The organism is Cellulosimicrobium sp. Marseille-Q4280, from assembly GCF_943181405.1.
Classification (GTDB): domain Bacteria; phylum Actinomycetota; class Actinomycetes; order Actinomycetales; family Cellulomonadaceae; genus Cellulosimicrobium.
Window position 1 is genome coordinate 292,203 of record NZ_CALPBY010000005.1, and the last position, 14,641, is coordinate 306,843.

The following is a 14,641-nucleotide window of genomic DNA, read 5'->3' on the forward strand; positions in this document are numbered from 1 at the left end:
CCGGGTGGTCACCAGCTCCAGCCGCGCGCGCTGAGCTCGAGCTCCTCGCGGAACCGCTCCTCGTCCCCCGCGCGGAAGCCGACCTGCAGGGGCATGTCCTCGACGGGAAGGCCGGTGAGCCGGCACGCCTCGCGCAGGAGCGCGTCGTACGCGCCCTGCACGGCCAGGTAGTGGTGCGCGCGGGCGTAGACCTCGGGGTCCGCCTCGATGCGGCGCAGCTCCGCCGCCAGCTCGCTGAGCCGGACCTGGAGGCCCAGGGTCACGAGGGGGTCGGGCGCGGCGACCCCACGCCGACCATGACGCCGGGGTGGCCGCGGGCGGACCGGGAGCGGCCGGGGGTGGAGCGCGCGGAGCAGCACCCAGCACACGGCGGCGAGCGTGCACGCCGTCGCGCACCAGAGCATGACCTGCCACGTCATCGGAGCGGACCTCGTGAGCCCGTCCCGCGGGCTCCCCGCGGGACCTCGTAGGGACGTCCTCAGCCTACGGCGAGGTCGCCCGCGGGAGCCATGCGTAGGCGGCCGTCCTGCGTCGACCGGCCCGCGGTCAGCCGGCGAGCAGGTCGGCCTGCGGGTGCCGGACGCCCTGCACGTCGCCGCGCGGGATGCTGGCACCGATCGCCGCGACGTCGTCGGCCGTGAGCCGGACGGACGCCGCCGCGACGTTCTGCTCCAGGTAGGCGAGCCGCTTCGTCCCGGGGATCGGGACGATGTCGTCGCCCTGCGCGAGGAGCCACGCCAGGGCGAGCTGCGCCGTCGTGACGCCGCGCTCGGCCGCGAGGCCCTCGAGCGTGCGCACGAGGCCGCGGTTGTGCTCGAACGCGTCGCCCGCGTAGCGCGCGTGCGCACGGCGCACGTCGTCCTCGGCGAAGGCGTCCGGCGCGTCGACCGTGCCCGTGAGGATGCCGCGGCCGAGCGGGGAGAAGGGCACGAACCCGATGCCGAGCTCGCGCAGCGCGGGGAGCACCTCGTCCTCGGGGTCGCGCGTCCACAGGGAGTACTCGCTCTGGACGGCGGTGACGGGATGCACCGCGTGGGCGCGGCGCACGGTGGCCGCGGACGGCTCCGAGAGGCCGATCGCCCGGACCTTGCCCGCCTCGACGAGCTCGGCGAGCGCCCCGACCGTCTCCTCGATCGGCACCTGCGGGTCGATGCGGTGCAGGTAGTACAGGTCGAGACGGTCGGTCCCGAGCCGCGAGAGGCTGCGGTCGATCGCGGCCCGCACGTACTCGGGCCTGCCGTCGACGCGACGGCCGTCGGGGTGCCCGCCCGCAGGCGGCAGGCCGAACTTGGACGCGAGGACGATCTCGTCCCGGTGGGCGCCGAGGACCCGGCCGATCAGCTCCTCGTTGCGGCCGTGCCCGTAGACGTCCGCCGTGTCGACGAGCGTCACCCCGAGCTCGAGGGCGCGGCGCAGGACGGCCTCCGCCTCGACCGCGTCGGCCGGTCCGTACGCGTCGGTCACGGACATGCCGCCGAAGCCGAGCGCCGAGACGGTGAGCGCGGCGTGGCCGCTGCCGAGGGTGCGGGAAGCGAGGACGGAGGGTGCTGGTGCGTGGTCGTCGGTCATGACGACAGCGGACCACCCGGCATCGCCCGGCGCAAGCGTCCGGGCGAGGCACTCACCTGTCGGGAGGACGTGAACGGGACGCGGTCAGGTACGGCTGTCCTTGCTGGCGGGACCGCCCCGTGGGTCCTAAACTGGAATCGTTCCAGAAAAGATCGACGAGGTGCCGACCTGCACGACGGGCGGCACCGAGAGAGCGAGGAGCACCATGACCACGCCGACCATCACCCGCGGCACCGCCCGCTTCCAGGCGTCCGAGACGCTGCGCGCCCACCTCCAGCGCGTGCTCGTGGATCTCGTCGACCTCCACCTCCAGGGCAAGCAGGCGCACTGGAACGTGACGGGCCGCGGCTTCCGCGACCTGCACCTCCAGCTCGACGAGCTCGTCGACGCCGCCCGGGAGCACAGCGACACCGTCGCCGAGCGCCTGCGCGCGCTCCAGGCCGTCCCGGACGGACGCACGGAGACCGTCGCGACGACGACCGACCTCTCCCCCTACCCCGCGGACCTGCTGTCCGTCGGCGACACGGTGACCACGGTCGTCGAGCGCGTCGCGCAGACCGTCGCGGTCGTGCGCGAGGTGCACGACGCCGTCGACGCCGAGGACCCCACGAGCGCCGACCTCTTGCACGAGATCCTCGCCGACCTCGAGAAGCAGGCCTGGTTCCTCTCGTCGGAGAACCACGAGGTCTGACGCTCCACGTCCCCGACGCAGATCTCACGCCCTGGGACCCGAGCGAGCTCGCGGTCCCGCCCGGTGCTCGCACCCGTCGAGGTCAGGCGATGGCGGCGGAGCGGTGCGCGGGACCGGCCAGCCCGAGCGTCTCCCGCAACGTGGTGCCGGGGTACTCGGTGCGGAACAGCCCCGCGCGCTGCAGGAGAGGGACCACACGCTGCACGACCGCGTCGAGGTCCGTGGACAGCGACGACGGCCGGAGGAGGAAGCCGTCCGCGGCTCCCGCGACGGTCCAGTCCTCGACGGTGGCTGCGAGATCGCGCGCGGTGCCGACGTGCGTCAAGGACCCCGTGTCCCAGCTCACGCCCTCGAGGTCCTCGATGAGGTCGAGGCGCGCCTGCGCGCTCGCGCGGTCCTGGCCGACGACCACATAGGCGTCGACCAGGACGCGCAGGTCGTCGGGGCGCCGACCGACGTCGGCCGCCGCGGACCGCAGCCTCTCCCGCAGCGCGACGGCCTCGTCGCGGCTCGACGTGCGCACGCGGACGACGTCTGCGCGGCGTACCGCGAGATCCTCAGACTCGGGCGACGTCACGCGGACGACGACGGGCGGCCGGCCCTGCGGCGGGCGCGGCACGGTCGGCGCCTCGTCGACCACGAAACGGATGCCGTCGCGGTCGACGCGGTGGACCGCCTCCCGGTCGCGGGAGCGGCCGCTCGCGACGTCCCGGGTCCGGGTGGCCCCGTCCTCCCAGCCCTCCCAGAGGCACGCGACGGCCCCGACGACCTCGGCCGCCTCGGCGACGCCGTCGGCTGCGCGCTGCGGACCCCTCCGTCCGGACGCGGCGGCGTCCGCGGGCGTCGTCGACCACCCGACCTGCCAACCGGCCCGGCCGTTGCTCACGTGGTCGATCGTCGCGAGGGCTCGGGAGACGTGGAACGGCTCGGCGTGCGTCGTGCTGACGGTCGGGACGAGGCCGATGCCCACGCTCCGTGGCGCGAGGCGGGATGCGACGAGCGCCGCGTCGAGCCGCCCGCGAGCGCCGCGACCGTGCTGGGGCGAGAACGCGTCGTCGAGCGTCACGAGGTCGAGCAGCCCGCGCTCGGCGGTAGCGACGAGCTCGACGAGACGCCTGGCGTCGAAGAGCCGCTGCGTCCGGGCGCCCGCCGTGCTCCACGCGGCGGGATGCGCACCCGCGTCGGTGAGGTCGACGCCGAGGTGGACGCGGTAGGGAGGGGTGGTCGTGCCGGGCATGGGTCATCCGTTCTCGAGGCACGCGGACGCACAGGCGCCCCGGCGAGGAGCAGGCCCGAGCGCTGCCGGACGCGGTGCACGGTGGCGAGGTCCAGGACGCGGCCGGCGACGGGCGTCGCGGGCGTCGGCGATGCAGGCGGTCGGCGGTCGGCTAGCGACGACAGAGGTGTCGGCCACGGGTCCGGGACCGCTCGTCCCGGCAGGCGGCGATCAGGAGGCAGGTCGCGGTGCGGCACGCCGCACCGCGCGACGGGAGGTGGCCCATCATCGCCCCCCTCCGGTGTCGGCCTCACGACCATGTCGTCACCGGGACCGTGATGTCTCGGTGCGGGGAACCTACGAGGGCCCCCGGGGGGTGTCAACGCGATCCGGGCGGCTTCCCACATACTGGACCAATGTTGTCAACATTGGCCTCGGAAGGGCGTAGTTTGCACTCAGTGCAACGATGCACCTAGTGTCGTGACGTGATCCCCGAGCCCCCGCCCGCCGACCGGCGCGCCGCCCTCCGGCAGCGCCACCGGCGCGCCATCGTCGACGCCGCCGCGGCGCTCCTCGACGAGCGGAACGGCGCCCCGTTCACCGTCGACGAGCTCGCCGCACGCGCCGACGTCGCCCGCCGCACGGTCTTCAACCACTTCTCGTCCGTGGACGACGTCGTGGCAGAGGTCGGTGCGCGCGTGCTGGGCGAGGTCGCCGCCGACTTCGGCGCGAGCGCCGCCGCGCCCCGGGACGACGAGCGCGACGGCTCGCTCTTCGACGAGCTCGCCGAGCTCCTGCGCGCGACCGATCTCGTCGCACCGATGGCCTACCTGACGCGCGTGCTCGGCAGCGAGGGCTGCGCCGAGCCGTCGCCGCGCGTGACGGCGATGGTCGCGCGGACGTTCACCGACCTCAGCGAGAGGCTCGTCGTGGGCCTCTCGCGACGGCACCCCGAGGCCGACCTGCTCGACGTCCAGCTCCTCGTCGCGTCGTTCATGAGCGGCATCATGGTCGTCCACCGCCACTGGTGGGAGGCCACGGGCGCCGCGGACGACGCCGCGTCCCGGGAGGTCTGGAGCGGGCTGCTCGACCACCTCGTGGAACGCGCGCGGCACGGGCACGCCGCGCCGTCGGACCGCACCTCCTGACGCACCCGGCACGACAGCAGCACCGACCGCCCGGACCACCCCCGCACCGTCCTGACCGCTCCCTCACGAAGGACCCTCATGGCTGAACTCCTCTACCGGCTCGGGCGCGCGTGCGCGCGCCGGGCACGGACCGTCCTCGCGGCCTGGCTCGCGATCCTCGTCCTCGCGGGCGCGGCGTTCGCCGCGTTCGGCGGCACCCTCGCGACCAGCTTCTCGATCCCCGGCACCCCGACGGCGGAGGTCACCGAGCGCCTGCAGTCCGAGCTCCCGGAGGCCTCGGGCGGCAGTGGCACCGTCGTGTTCCAGACGGAGGACGGCTCGGCGTTCACCGCCGAGCAGGAGGCCGCGATCGGCGAGCTGATCACGACGGCGGGCGACGTCGACGGCGTCGAGACCGTGATCGACCCGTTCGCGACCCAGACCGAGCTCGCCGACCAGGCCGCCCAGGTCGAGGACGGCCGCACGCAGATCGCCGACGGCCGCGAGCAGATCGAGGCCGGGCGCACGCAGCTCGAGGACGGCCAGGCGCAGCTCGACGCGGCACGTTCCCAGCTCGACGCCGGACAGGCCCAGCTCGACGAGGCCCGCGCCCAGGCGGAGGCCGCGGGCATCGCCGACCAGGCCGCACCGCAGCTCGACGCACAGCAGGCGCAGCTCGACGCCGGGCGGGCCGAGCTCGACGCGCAGGCGGCGACGATCACGGAGCAGCAGGCCGCGCTGGAGGACCAGAGCACCGAGCTCGAGGACCAGGCCGCTCAGCTCGAGCTCTCGGCGCCGCTGCTCGAGATGGCGTCGGACATCCGCATGGTCTCCGAGGACGGCAGCGCCGCGGTCGCGAGCGTGTCGTTCACCGAGCCGAACATGAGCATCGAGCAGCAGACGAAGGACGACCTCGTCGCCGTCTTCGCCGACGACCCGGTCGACGGGGTGCAGACGGACTTCTCCGCCGACATCACCCAGGGCGTCCCCCAGGTGTTCGGGGTGGGCGAGGCCATCGGCCTCGTCGTCGCGGCCGTCGTGCTCGTGATCATGCTGGGCACGCTGGTCGGCGCGGGGCTGCCGCTCCTCACGGCGCTGATCGGCGTCGGCATCGGCGCGCTCACCGCGATGTCGCTGTCCGGCGTCGTCGACATGTCGTCCGTCACCCCGGTGCTCGGGCTCATGCTCGGGCTCGCCGTCGGGATCGACTACTCGCTGTTCATCATCAACAGGCACCGGCGGCAGCTCAAGCAGGGCGACGAGGTGCACGAGTCGATCGGCCTCGCGAACGGCACCTCCGGCAACGCGGTCGTGTTCGCGGGCGCCACGGTCCTCATCGCGCTGCTCGCGCTCAACGTCACCGGCATCCCGTTCCTCGGGCTCATGGGCACGGTCGGCGCGCTGTGCGTCGCGATCGCGGTCCTCATCGCCGTCACGCTGACCCCGGCGCTGCTGGGCATGATCGGGATGCGCATCCTCAGCAAGCGCGAGCGGGCCCGGCTCGCCGGGGCGACCTCCGCCGGCGGTGCGACGAGCGCGTCGGCGGCTACGGCGTCGGGCACGACCGGGGCGGACGCAGGCGCGGCGGCGCCGGGTGGCGCACCCGCGAAGCCCGTGCGACCCATGTCGACGCCGCGCGCCCTCGCGACGGTGCTGCTCAGCATCGCCGCCGTCGCGGTGATCGCCCTGCCCGCGCTGGACCTGCGGACCAACCTGCCGGACGGCTCGTCCGAGGCGCACGACTCCACGCAGTACCGCGCCTACTCGACCGTCGCCGAGCAGTTCGGGGAGGGCACGAACGGGCCGCTCCTCGTCGTCGCCGACCTCCCGGGCGAGCCCACGGAGGACGAGGCGCTCGAGTACCAGGTCCGCATCGCGGAGGAGCTCTTCGCGCAGGACGACGTCGTGGCCGTGGCGCCGATCGGCACGTCGGAGGACCGCACCGTCGCCGCGTTCCAGGTCGTGCCCGCCGAGGGTCCGACGAGCGAGTCCACCGAGGAGCTCGTGCACAGCCTCCGCGACCTCGAGCTGCTGGACGGCGACGTGACGATCGGCGTCGCCGGTTCCGCGAGCGGCAACATCGACATCTCCGACAAGCTCGCGCAGGCGCTGCCGATCTACCTCGGGGTCGTCGTGGGGCTGTCGCTGATCATCCTGATCCTCGTGTTCCGGTCGATCTTCGTGCCGGTCGTCGCGACGCTGGGGTTCATCCTGTCCTACTTCGCCGCGCTCGGCGGGGTCGTCGCGATCTACCAGTGGGGCTGGCTGGCGGGGGTGTTCGGGGTCGAGACGCCGGGCCCGGTGCTCAACTTCCTGCCCACGCTGCTCGTCGGGATCCTGTTCGGCCTCGCGATGGACTACCAGCTGTTCCTCGGCTCGGGGATGCGCGAGGCGTACGCCCACGGGGCTCCGGCGCGGATCGCCGTCGTGCAGGGCGTGCGCGCCGGCCGCGCCGTCGTCACGGCTGCCGCGATCATCATGATCTCCGTGTTCGGCGGGTTCGTGTTCTCGCACAGCGCGATGATCCGGCCCATCGGGTTCGCTCTCGCGTTCGGCGTGCTCGTCGACGCGTTCGTGGTCCGCATGCTCCTCGTCCCGGCACTCATGCACCTCGCCGGCGACAAGGCGTGGTGGCTGCCGCGCTGGCTCGACAGGATCCTGCCGGACGTGGACGTCGAGGGCGCCGCCCTCGAGCGCCGGCACCCGCACGAGCACGGGTCGGCTCCGGCCGAGCCCGCGCAGACCTCCGGCGGCGCGACCGAGCGGGAGCCCGCGAAGGGCTGACGCCCGCCGGTGCTCGCCGAACCCCGGGTCGTGCGTCGATCGTCGTGCTGATCGGCGCACAACCCGGGGTTCGGCACGTCACCGATGGTCAGGCTCGCGGGAGAGTCAGGATCGAGCGACGTGGACCGTCGCGAGGATCGCGCGGTGGTCGGCGTCGGCGATCTGCACCGAGCGGACGTCGGTCACGACGTTCTCCCGGTCCGTCACCACGTGGTCGAGGTCGAGCAGCGCGGGCGTGCCGAGCCGCGCCGACCACGACAGGTTGAGCCCCTGACCGACGCTGCGCGTCGCGTCGTGGAACCGGTCGCCGAGCAGGCTCCGGAACGACGCGTGGTCGTAGGTCGCGTTGAAGTCGCCGACGAGCACCTGCGGCAGCGGGTCGTCCTGGACGCGTGCGGTGAGCCGCAACAGCTCCGCCTTCCACTGGTGCGTGATCTCGGGGAGCGGCGGCACCGGGTGCACGGCCGTGACGCGCACCGGGCGCCCGTCGACCTCGACGGTCGCCGCGGGCATGGCGAACGTCGAGAACTCCGTCATGTCGACGTCGTCGAGCGGCAGCGCGCTCCACAGCCCGCTCCCCGGCGACCCCGTCCCGACCTTCGCGTCCACGTGGTGCGGCAGCACGTCCTCGATCCCCGCGGCGACGAGCCGGTCGCGGAAGTCCGTCGTCAGCTCGACGACCGCCAGGACCTGCACGTCCTCGGCACGGACCAGCTCGACGACCTGCTCCGCGTCGGCCTGACCGAACCACGCGTTGACGCCGAGCACACGCAGCGGCGCTGCCCCGGCGGGCGGCGCCGCCTGGTCCGGGACGAAGAACGGCGCGAGCCAGATCGCGTGCCCGACGACGCACGCCGCGACGAGCACGGCGAGCAGTCGACGCCGCGCGACCACCACGACGACGAGGAGCAGCGCGGCGAGCGCCCCGACCCACGGCGTCATGCCCACGAGCTGCGCGAACGGCGTCGCGGCGTCGAACGGGACCAGCCGCACGAGCGTCATGGCGGCTACGACGACCGTCAGGGTGACCAGGACCGCTCCCAGTACCGGCCCGCCGGGGCGGCGACGCGTCGTCACGCGCGCCCGGCTCGTCGCCGAGGTCCGCGGCCGGGAGGCGCCCCGCGACGTCCCGGCGCGCGGGGTGCGCGCCGGGCCCGCTGCCCGCGGGGTGCGTGCCGTGCCCGGCGCCCGCGGGGTGCTCGACGGCCGGGCCGCTCCCGACGCCCGCGGCGTGCGCTGCCGTGTCATGGCACGGGACTCTGGCACCCGGAGCGCCAGGACGCGACGGGCGGCACGACGTCGGACCCCGACCTCCACGAAACCCGCGCAGTCGACGCGTCGACCGCCGATCCGTGGGGACGCACGGCGATGCCCCGGCCGCCGACATGCGTACGGCGACCGGGGCTGTGCTCCGACGGCAGGGTGTCGTCAGCCGAAGATGCGCGGCAGGGTCTCGCGGAACGCGGCGTCGGCCTCGGCCAGCGCGATCGTGAACAGGCCGTCGACCTCGAGCGCCTCACCGGAGTCGGACGCGACCGACGGCTCGGTGCCCGTCTCGCCGATCTTCACGACCGGCACGCCGCGCGCGACGCACGCGTCGATCAGCTGAGCCTCCTCGCTGCCCCCGTTCGTCTGAGGAACGGCCACGAGCGCCCGCGCCGTCGACTCCGAGAACAGCGCCTCGAACGGCGTGACGCCGTCGCGCTCGACGACAGCGTCGAGCGACACCGTCGCCCCGACGCCGAACCGCAGCGACGCCTCGAGCAGCGCCTGGACGAGCCCGCCCTCCGAGAGGTCGTGCGCCGCGGAGACGAGGTCGTCGCGGCTCGCGTTGACGAGCACGCCGGCGAGCGCCTTCTCGGCCGCGAGGTCCACGCGCGGCGGCACGCCGCCGAGGTGACCGTGCTCGACGTCGGCCCAGGCCGACCCGTCGAGCTCGCCCCGCGTGGTGCCGAGCAGGTAGATGCTCTCCCCCGCCTCGCGCCAGCCGGACGGCGTGGCGTGCGCGACATCGTCCAGAACGCCGAGCACCCCGACCACGGGCGTGGGGTGGATCGACGAGTCGATCTGGCCGGGCTCGCCCGTCCCGTTGTAGAGCGAGACGTTTCCGCCCGTCACGGGGACGCCGAGCTCGCGGCACGCGTCCGCGAGGCCCTCGATCGCCTCGACGAGCTGCCACATCGAGTCGGGGTCCTCGGGCGAGCCGAAGTTGAGGCAGTCCGTCACCGCGAGCGGGCGGGCGCCCGTCGTCGCGACGTTGCGGTAGGCCTCCGCGAGCGCGAGCTGCGCGCCCGTGCGCGGGTCGAGCTTGCCGTAGCGGCCGTTCGCGTCGGTCGCGAGCGCGACGCCGAGGCCCGTGGACTCGTCGACGCGGACCACGCCCGAGTCGTCGGGCTGCGCGAGCGCGGTGTTGCCCTGGACGAACCGGTCGTACTGGTTCGTCACCCACTCCTTCGACGCGAGGTTCGGGGAGGTGAGCAGGCGCAGCGCGGTGGCGCGGAGCTCGTCGCCCGACTCCGGCCGCGCGAGGCGAGCGGCGCCGTCGGGACCCGAGACCGTGTCGGCGTTGAGGCCGTCCTGCCACGACGGGCGCGCGTACGGGCGGTGGTACACCGGTCCCTCGTGCGCGACCGTCTTCGGGTCCACGTCCACGATGCGCTGCCCGTGGTGGTCGATCGTCAGGCGGCCGGAGCCGTTGACCTCGCCGATGACGGCGGTCTCGACGTCCCACTTGCCGGTGATCGCGAGGAACGCGTCGAGCTTGTCGGGCGCGACGACCGCCATCATGCGCTCCTGCGACTCCGACATGAGGATCTCGCCCGCGTTGAGCGACGGGTCGCGCAGCAGGACGTCGTCGAGCCACACGTGCATGCCGCCGTCGCCGTTGGAGGCGAGCTCCGACGTCGCGCACGAGATGCCCGCGGCGCCGAGGTCCTGGATGCCCTCGACGACCTTCGCCGCGTAGAGCTCGAGGCAGCACTCGATGAGGACCTTCTCCATGAACGGGTCGCCCACCTGGACGCTCGGGCGCTTCGCGGGGACGCCGTCCTCGAACGTCTCGGACGCGAGGATCGACGCGCCGCCGATGCCGTCGCCACCCGTGCGCGCACCGAAGAGGATGACCTTGTTGCCCGTTCCGGACGCGTTCGCCAGGTGGATGTCCTCGTGCCGCAGCACGCCGAGGCACAGCGCGTTGACGAGCGGGTTGCCCTGGTAGGAGCCGTCGAACACGAGCTCGCCGCCGATGTTCGGCAGCCCGAGCGAGTTGCCGTAGCCGCCGACGCCGCTCACCACGCCGTGCACGACGCGCGCCGTGTCCGGGTGGTCGACCGCGCCGAAGCGCAGCTGGTCCATGACGGCGACCGGGCGCGCGCCCATCGAGATGATGTCGCGCACGATGCCGCCGACGCCCGTCGCGGCGCCCTGGTAGGGCTCGACGAACGACGGGTGGTTGTGCGACTCGACCTTGAACGTCACGGCCCAGCCGTCGCCGATGTCGACGACACCCGCGTTCTCGCCGATGCCGACGAGCAGGTGCTTCTTCATCTCGTCCGTCGTGGCCTGGCCGAACTTCGACAGGTGCACCTTGGACGACTTGTAGGAGCAGTGCTCGGACCACATGACGGAGTACATCGCGAGCTCCGCGGCCGTGGGGCGGCGCCCCAGGATGTCGCGGATGCGCTGGTACTCGTCGGGCTTGAGACCGAGCTCGGCGTACGGCTGGACCTCGTCGGGGGTCTCGGCGGCGTGCTCGACGGTGTCGAGAGCGGGGCGTGCAGAAGCCTGGGATGCGGGGGCGGTCATCGGTTCCCTCGGGTGGGCGCTGGCGGGGAGCGCACGACGGCGCGCGACCAGTCTACCGGCGGGCCACCTCGCCGTCGGCGCGGCCGTTCCGCGAGATTGCGGCGAGACCTGCCATGAGACCGGCCGCGAGACCCGTCGCTCCACGGGCGGCGATCGTCGTGTACTGTCGCCAACATACCGCGCGGTCGGTACGGGACTCTGGACGACGACGTCAAGGAGGTGCGGCGATGGAGATCGTCGGCGCCGTGCTCGAACGGACGGGTGCCGCGGCGCCCTACGCCACCTCGCGCCCGCTGCGCGTCACGACCCTCGAGCTGGACCCGCCCGGGCCGGGCGAGCTCCTCGTGCGCATCGAGGCCGCAGGGCTCTGCCACTCCGACCTGTCCGTCGTGGACGGCAACCGTCCCCGGCCCGTGCCGATGCTGCTCGGGCACGAGGCGGCGGGGATCGTCGAGGAGGCGGGCGACGGCGTCGACGACGTCCGGGCCGGCGACCGCGTCGTCATGACGTTCCTCCCGCGCTGCGGCGCGTGCCCCGAGTGCGCGACCGACGGCCGCCTGCCGTGCCGCGCGGGCAGCACGGCGAACGCGGCGGGCACGCTCGTCGGCGGCGCGCGGCGCCTGCGCCGAGACGGCGCACCCGTCCACCACCACCTCGGCGTCTCCGCGTTCGCGACGCACGCCGTCGTGAGCCGCACGTCCGTCGTCCCGGTGGACGACGACGTCCCGCCCGACGTCGCGGCCCTCCTCGGCTGTGCGGTGCTCACCGGGGGCGGGGCCGTGCTCAACGCGGGGCGCCCGCGACCGGGCGAGCCGGTGCTCGTCGTCGGGCTGGGCGGCGTCGGCATGGCCGCTCTGCTCGTGGCCCGGGCGCTGGGCCACGAGGTGATCGGCGTCGACGCGGTCGAGGACAAGCTCGCGACAGCCCGCGCGCTCGGCGCGTCCGCCGTGCACACGCCCGCGTCGCTGGCGGAGGCCGCGGTCCGGGCGCCCGTGGTCGTCGAGGCCGCGGGCAGCGCCCGCGCGTTCGAGACCGCGTTCGCCGCGACCGCGCCCGGCGGCACGACCGTGACCGTGGGCCTGCCCGGCCCCGACGCCCGGTCGTCGGTCTCCCCGCTGACGCTCACCGCGGAGGCGCGCACCGTCGTCGGGAGCTACCTCGGCTCGGCCGTGCCCGCGCGCGACATCCCCCGCTACGTGCAGCTCTGGCGCGACGGCGTGCTCCCGCTGGAGCGCCTCGTGTCCGCGCACGTGGCCCTCGACGACCTCTGCTCCGCGATGGACCGCCTGGCGACCGGCGCGGAGCTGCGCCAGCTCGTCCGACCGAACGAAGGGACACCCCGATGACCGAGACCCCCACCGAGCAGGGCACCGGCCGACCACCCCGCACCGCGATCGTCACCGGCGGCGCGCGCGGCATCGGCGCCGCGATCGCCCGGCGGCTCGCCGCCGACGGCCTGCGCGTCGCCGTCGTCGACCTGCGCGAGGAGCAGGCCGCCGAGACCGCGAAGGGCATCGAGGACGACGGCGGCCGTGCCGTCGCGATCGGCGCGGACGTCGCGGACGCGGCGGCCGTCGAGACCGCCGTCGCGCGCGTCGTCGACGAGCTCGGCGCTCCGACCGTCCTGGTGAACAACGCCGGCATCCTGCGCGACAACCTGCTGTTCAAGATGTCCGACGACGACTGGGACGCCGTCCTCGGCGTCCACCTGCGCGGCGCGTTCCTCATGACCCGGGCCGTGCAGCGCCATCAGGTCGAGGCACGCTGGGGGCGGGTCGTGAACCTGTCCAGCACGTCCGCGCTCGGCAACCGCGGCCAGGCGAACTACTCCGCCGCGAAGGCCGGGATGCAGGGGTTCACCAAGACGCTCGCGATCGAGCTCGGCCCGTTCGGCGTGACCGCGAACGCGATCGCCCCCGGGTTCGTCGCCACGGACATGGTCCGCGAGACGGCCGCGCGCGTCGGGATGGGGTTCGAGGAGTTCTGCGAGCTCGCCGCCCAGGAGATCCCGGTGCGGCGCGTCGGGCAGCCCGAGGACATCGCGGCGCTCGCGTCGTTCCTGTGCTCGAAGGAGGCCGGGTTCGTCTCGGGCCAGGTCGTCTACGCGGCGGGAGGTCCGCGCGCATGAGCACCGCGTCCACCGGCCCGACGCCGGCCCCGCCGACCCCGCGGACCGACACCGTGATCCGGGTGGCGTCGGTCGCCGACCTGCCGTCCGCCGTCGGGCGCTCGGCCACGTCCGAGCGGTGGGTCGTCGTCGACCAGGCGCGCATCGACGCGTTCGCGGACGTCACGGAGGACCACCAGTGGATCCACGTCGACCCCGAGCGCGCCGCAGCCGGACCGTTCGGCGCGCCCGTCGCGCACGGCTACCTCACGCTCTCGCTCCTGCCAGTCCTCACCGCGGGCCTGCTCGACGTGGGCGGCGTCGCGATGCACGTGAACTACGGCCTCGACTCCGTGCGCTTCCTCACCCCGGTGCGCGCCGGTGCGCGCGTGCGTGCGACGTCGACCGTCACGGGGGTGGACGACTCCCCGCGCGGGGCCCGCGTCCGCATCCGCGTGAGCGTCGAGGTCGAGGGTGCGGACAAGCCCGCGCTCGTCGCGGACACGGTCGTCCTCGTCGTCCCGGCCTGACCGGCCGGGCCACCCATCGGCGCGGGCGGTCACGAACCGCGAGCGCCACGAGGCCCGTCCCGCAGCACGCGGGGCGGGCCTCCCGTCAGCCTCCGCGTGTCGTCACCCTCGGGCGCCACGGCCGAGGACCCCGACGAGCACGCCCCAGACCAGCCGGTCGAACCGCGCGTCGAGGTCCGGCGGCTCCGGCGGGGTGACGGGCGACGCCGCGCCGAGCGCGGCCGCGATGCTCGGGTGCTCGCCGTCGCCGGCGACGGCGACGAGACGAGCAGCGAGCTCTGCGTCGGCACCCCGCCGCACCTCCGCGTCGACGAGAGAGCGGACGACGGTGTTGACGATCGCGAAGGCCTCGAGCTTCGTGGGACCCGGCACCTCGACGCGCGCGAGCGCTGCGAGCGCACGCTCGGCGTACGCCATCGACCGCGGCCCCGTCCCGACCCTGCTCCCGAGCGCGTCGAGGAGCCACGACCGGCGGAGCAGCAGTGCCCGCACCCGTCGGGCGAGCTCCACGACAGCGTCGACGCCATCGCCCTCCAGCGTGAGGTCCAGGTCGGCGAACGCCTCGTCGACCATGAGGTCGACGAGCTCGGCCCGCCCCGTGACGTAGCGGTACAGCGATGCCGGCGCCGTTCCCGCCGCCGCGGCCGCGGACCGCATCGTCACGCCGTCCAGCCCGTCGGCGTCCGCGACGCCACCTGCCGCACGGCCGAGACCTTCGCGGGTCAGAGCGGGCGCCGGGCCCCGCGCGCCCCGTTCCGGACGGTCCCACACAGTCGGCGCCACGACACCCTCCGTCCTGCTAGCCTCACTGCG

12 protein-coding genes are annotated in these 14,641 nt (G+C 74.4%); 6 read left to right on the forward strand and 6 right to left on the reverse strand.

Annotated elements, in window-relative coordinates; all coding sequences use genetic code 11:
• Positions 1 to 8 precede the first annotated feature (8 nt).
• Positions 9 to 419 (reverse strand): hypothetical protein, encoded by a 411-nt coding sequence (locus tag NFS20_RS14680; RefSeq protein ID WP_251152530.1) that lies wholly within the window; start codon positions 417 to 419, stop codon positions 9 to 11.
• Between the two features lie 127 nt (positions 420 to 546).
• A complete protein-coding gene (locus tag NFS20_RS14685) occupies positions 547 to 1,569 on the reverse strand; it encodes an aldo/keto reductase (protein ID WP_251152531.1) in 1,023 nt (340 codons plus the stop codon).
• 205 nt (positions 1,570 to 1,774) lie between these two features.
• Between NFS20_RS14685 and dps the strand changes: the two genes are divergently transcribed.
• Positions 1,775 to 2,260 (forward strand): DNA starvation/stationary phase protection protein Dps, encoded by a 486-nt coding sequence (gene dps / locus NFS20_RS14690; RefSeq protein WP_251152532.1) that lies wholly within the window; start codon positions 1,775 to 1,777, stop codon positions 2,258 to 2,260.
• Positions 2,261 to 2,342: 82 nt separating this feature from the next.
• Here dps and NFS20_RS14695 read toward each other — a convergent pair whose 3' ends face one another.
• Entirely contained in the window at positions 2,343 to 3,497 is a 1,155-nt protein-coding gene (locus NFS20_RS14695) for an LLM class flavin-dependent oxidoreductase (protein WP_251152533.1), read from the reverse strand.
• Between the two features lie 464 nt (positions 3,498 to 3,961).
• On the opposite strand from NFS20_RS14695, the gene NFS20_RS14700 reads away from it, so the two are divergent.
• Together NFS20_RS14700 and NFS20_RS14705 are read left to right on the forward strand one after the other, a co-directional pair.
• Positions 3,962 to 4,624 (forward strand): TetR/AcrR family transcriptional regulator, encoded by a 663-nt coding sequence (locus tag NFS20_RS14700; protein WP_251152534.1) that lies wholly within the window; start codon positions 3,962 to 3,964, stop codon positions 4,622 to 4,624.
• 78 nt (positions 4,625 to 4,702) lie between these two features.
• Complete coding sequence (locus NFS20_RS14705; RefSeq protein ID WP_251152535.1) at positions 4,703 to 7,387, forward strand: MMPL family transporter; 2,685 nt, start codon at positions 4,703 to 4,705, stop codon at positions 7,385 to 7,387.
• Positions 7,388 to 7,492: 105 nt separating this feature from the next.
• Here the strand turns inward: NFS20_RS14705 and NFS20_RS14710 are convergent, their stop codons facing one another.
• Together NFS20_RS14710 and purL are read right to left on the reverse strand one after the other, a co-directional pair.
• Complete coding sequence (locus tag NFS20_RS14710) at positions 7,493 to 8,464, reverse strand: endonuclease/exonuclease/phosphatase family protein (RefSeq protein WP_251152536.1); 972 nt, start codon at positions 8,462 to 8,464, stop codon at positions 7,493 to 7,495.
• 351 nt (positions 8,465 to 8,815) lie between these two features.
• Entirely contained in the window at positions 8,816 to 11,191 is a 2,376-nt protein-coding gene (gene purL / locus NFS20_RS14715) for a phosphoribosylformylglycinamidine synthase subunit PurL (RefSeq protein ID WP_251152537.1), read from the reverse strand.
• A 227-nt stretch (positions 11,192 to 11,418) separates the two neighbouring features.
• Between purL and NFS20_RS14720 the strand changes: the two genes are divergently transcribed.
• Genes NFS20_RS14720 through NFS20_RS14730 form a run of 3 tightly spaced genes read left to right on the forward strand, consistent with a single transcriptional unit; the run spans position 11,419 to position 13,828 of the window.
• A complete protein-coding gene (locus tag NFS20_RS14720; RefSeq protein ID WP_251152538.1) occupies positions 11,419 to 12,537 on the forward strand; it encodes an alcohol dehydrogenase catalytic domain-containing protein in 1,119 nt (372 codons plus the stop codon).
• Complete coding sequence (fabG, locus tag NFS20_RS14725; protein WP_251152539.1) at positions 12,534 to 13,319, forward strand: 3-oxoacyl-ACP reductase FabG; 786 nt, start codon at positions 12,534 to 12,536, stop codon at positions 13,317 to 13,319. Before NFS20_RS14720 ends, fabG begins: the two co-directional genes overlap by 4 nt.
• Positions 13,316 to 13,828 (forward strand): MaoC family dehydratase, encoded by a 513-nt coding sequence (locus tag NFS20_RS14730; RefSeq protein WP_251152540.1) that lies wholly within the window; start codon positions 13,316 to 13,318, stop codon positions 13,826 to 13,828. The genes fabG and NFS20_RS14730 overlap by 4 nt, the downstream gene beginning before the upstream one ends.
• A gap of 102 nt (positions 13,829 to 13,930) precedes the next feature.
• On the opposite strand, the gene NFS20_RS14735 is transcribed toward NFS20_RS14730, so the two are convergent.
• On the reverse strand, positions 13,931 to 14,611 hold the full coding sequence (locus NFS20_RS14735) for a TetR/AcrR family transcriptional regulator C-terminal domain-containing protein (RefSeq protein WP_251152541.1): 681 nt from the start codon (positions 14,609 to 14,611) through the stop codon (positions 13,931 to 13,933).
• Positions 14,612 to 14,641 lie beyond the last annotated feature (30 nt).

Bases quoted from the DNA above. Each gene is read 5' to 3' on its own strand.
- purL (WP_251152537.1), bottom strand. From the start codon at position 11,191: ATGACCGCCCCCGCATCCCAGGCTTCTGCACGCCCCGCTCTCGACACC.
- NFS20_RS14730 (WP_251152540.1), top strand. From the start codon at position 13,316: ATGAGCACCGCGTCCACCGGCCCGACGCCGGCCCCGCCGACCCCGCGG.
- fabG (WP_251152539.1), top strand. From the start codon at position 12,534: ATGACCGAGACCCCCACCGAGCAGGGCACCGGCCGACCACCCCGCACC.
- NFS20_RS14680 (WP_251152530.1), bottom strand. From the start codon at position 419: ATGACGTGGCAGGTCATGCTCTGGTGCGCGACGGCGTGCACGCTCGCC.
- NFS20_RS14695 (WP_251152533.1), bottom strand. From the start codon at position 3,497: ATGCCCGGCACGACCACCCCTCCCTACCGCGTCCACCTCGGCGTCGAC.
- NFS20_RS14685 (WP_251152531.1), bottom strand. From the start codon at position 1,569: ATGACCGACGACCACGCACCAGCACCCTCCGTCCTCGCTTCCCGCACC.
- NFS20_RS14705 (WP_251152535.1), top strand. From the start codon at position 4,703: ATGGCTGAACTCCTCTACCGGCTCGGGCGCGCGTGCGCGCGCCGGGCA.
- dps (WP_251152532.1), top strand. From the start codon at position 1,775: ATGACCACGCCGACCATCACCCGCGGCACCGCCCGCTTCCAGGCGTCC.
- NFS20_RS14720 (WP_251152538.1), top strand. From the start codon at position 11,419: ATGGAGATCGTCGGCGCCGTGCTCGAACGGACGGGTGCCGCGGCGCCC.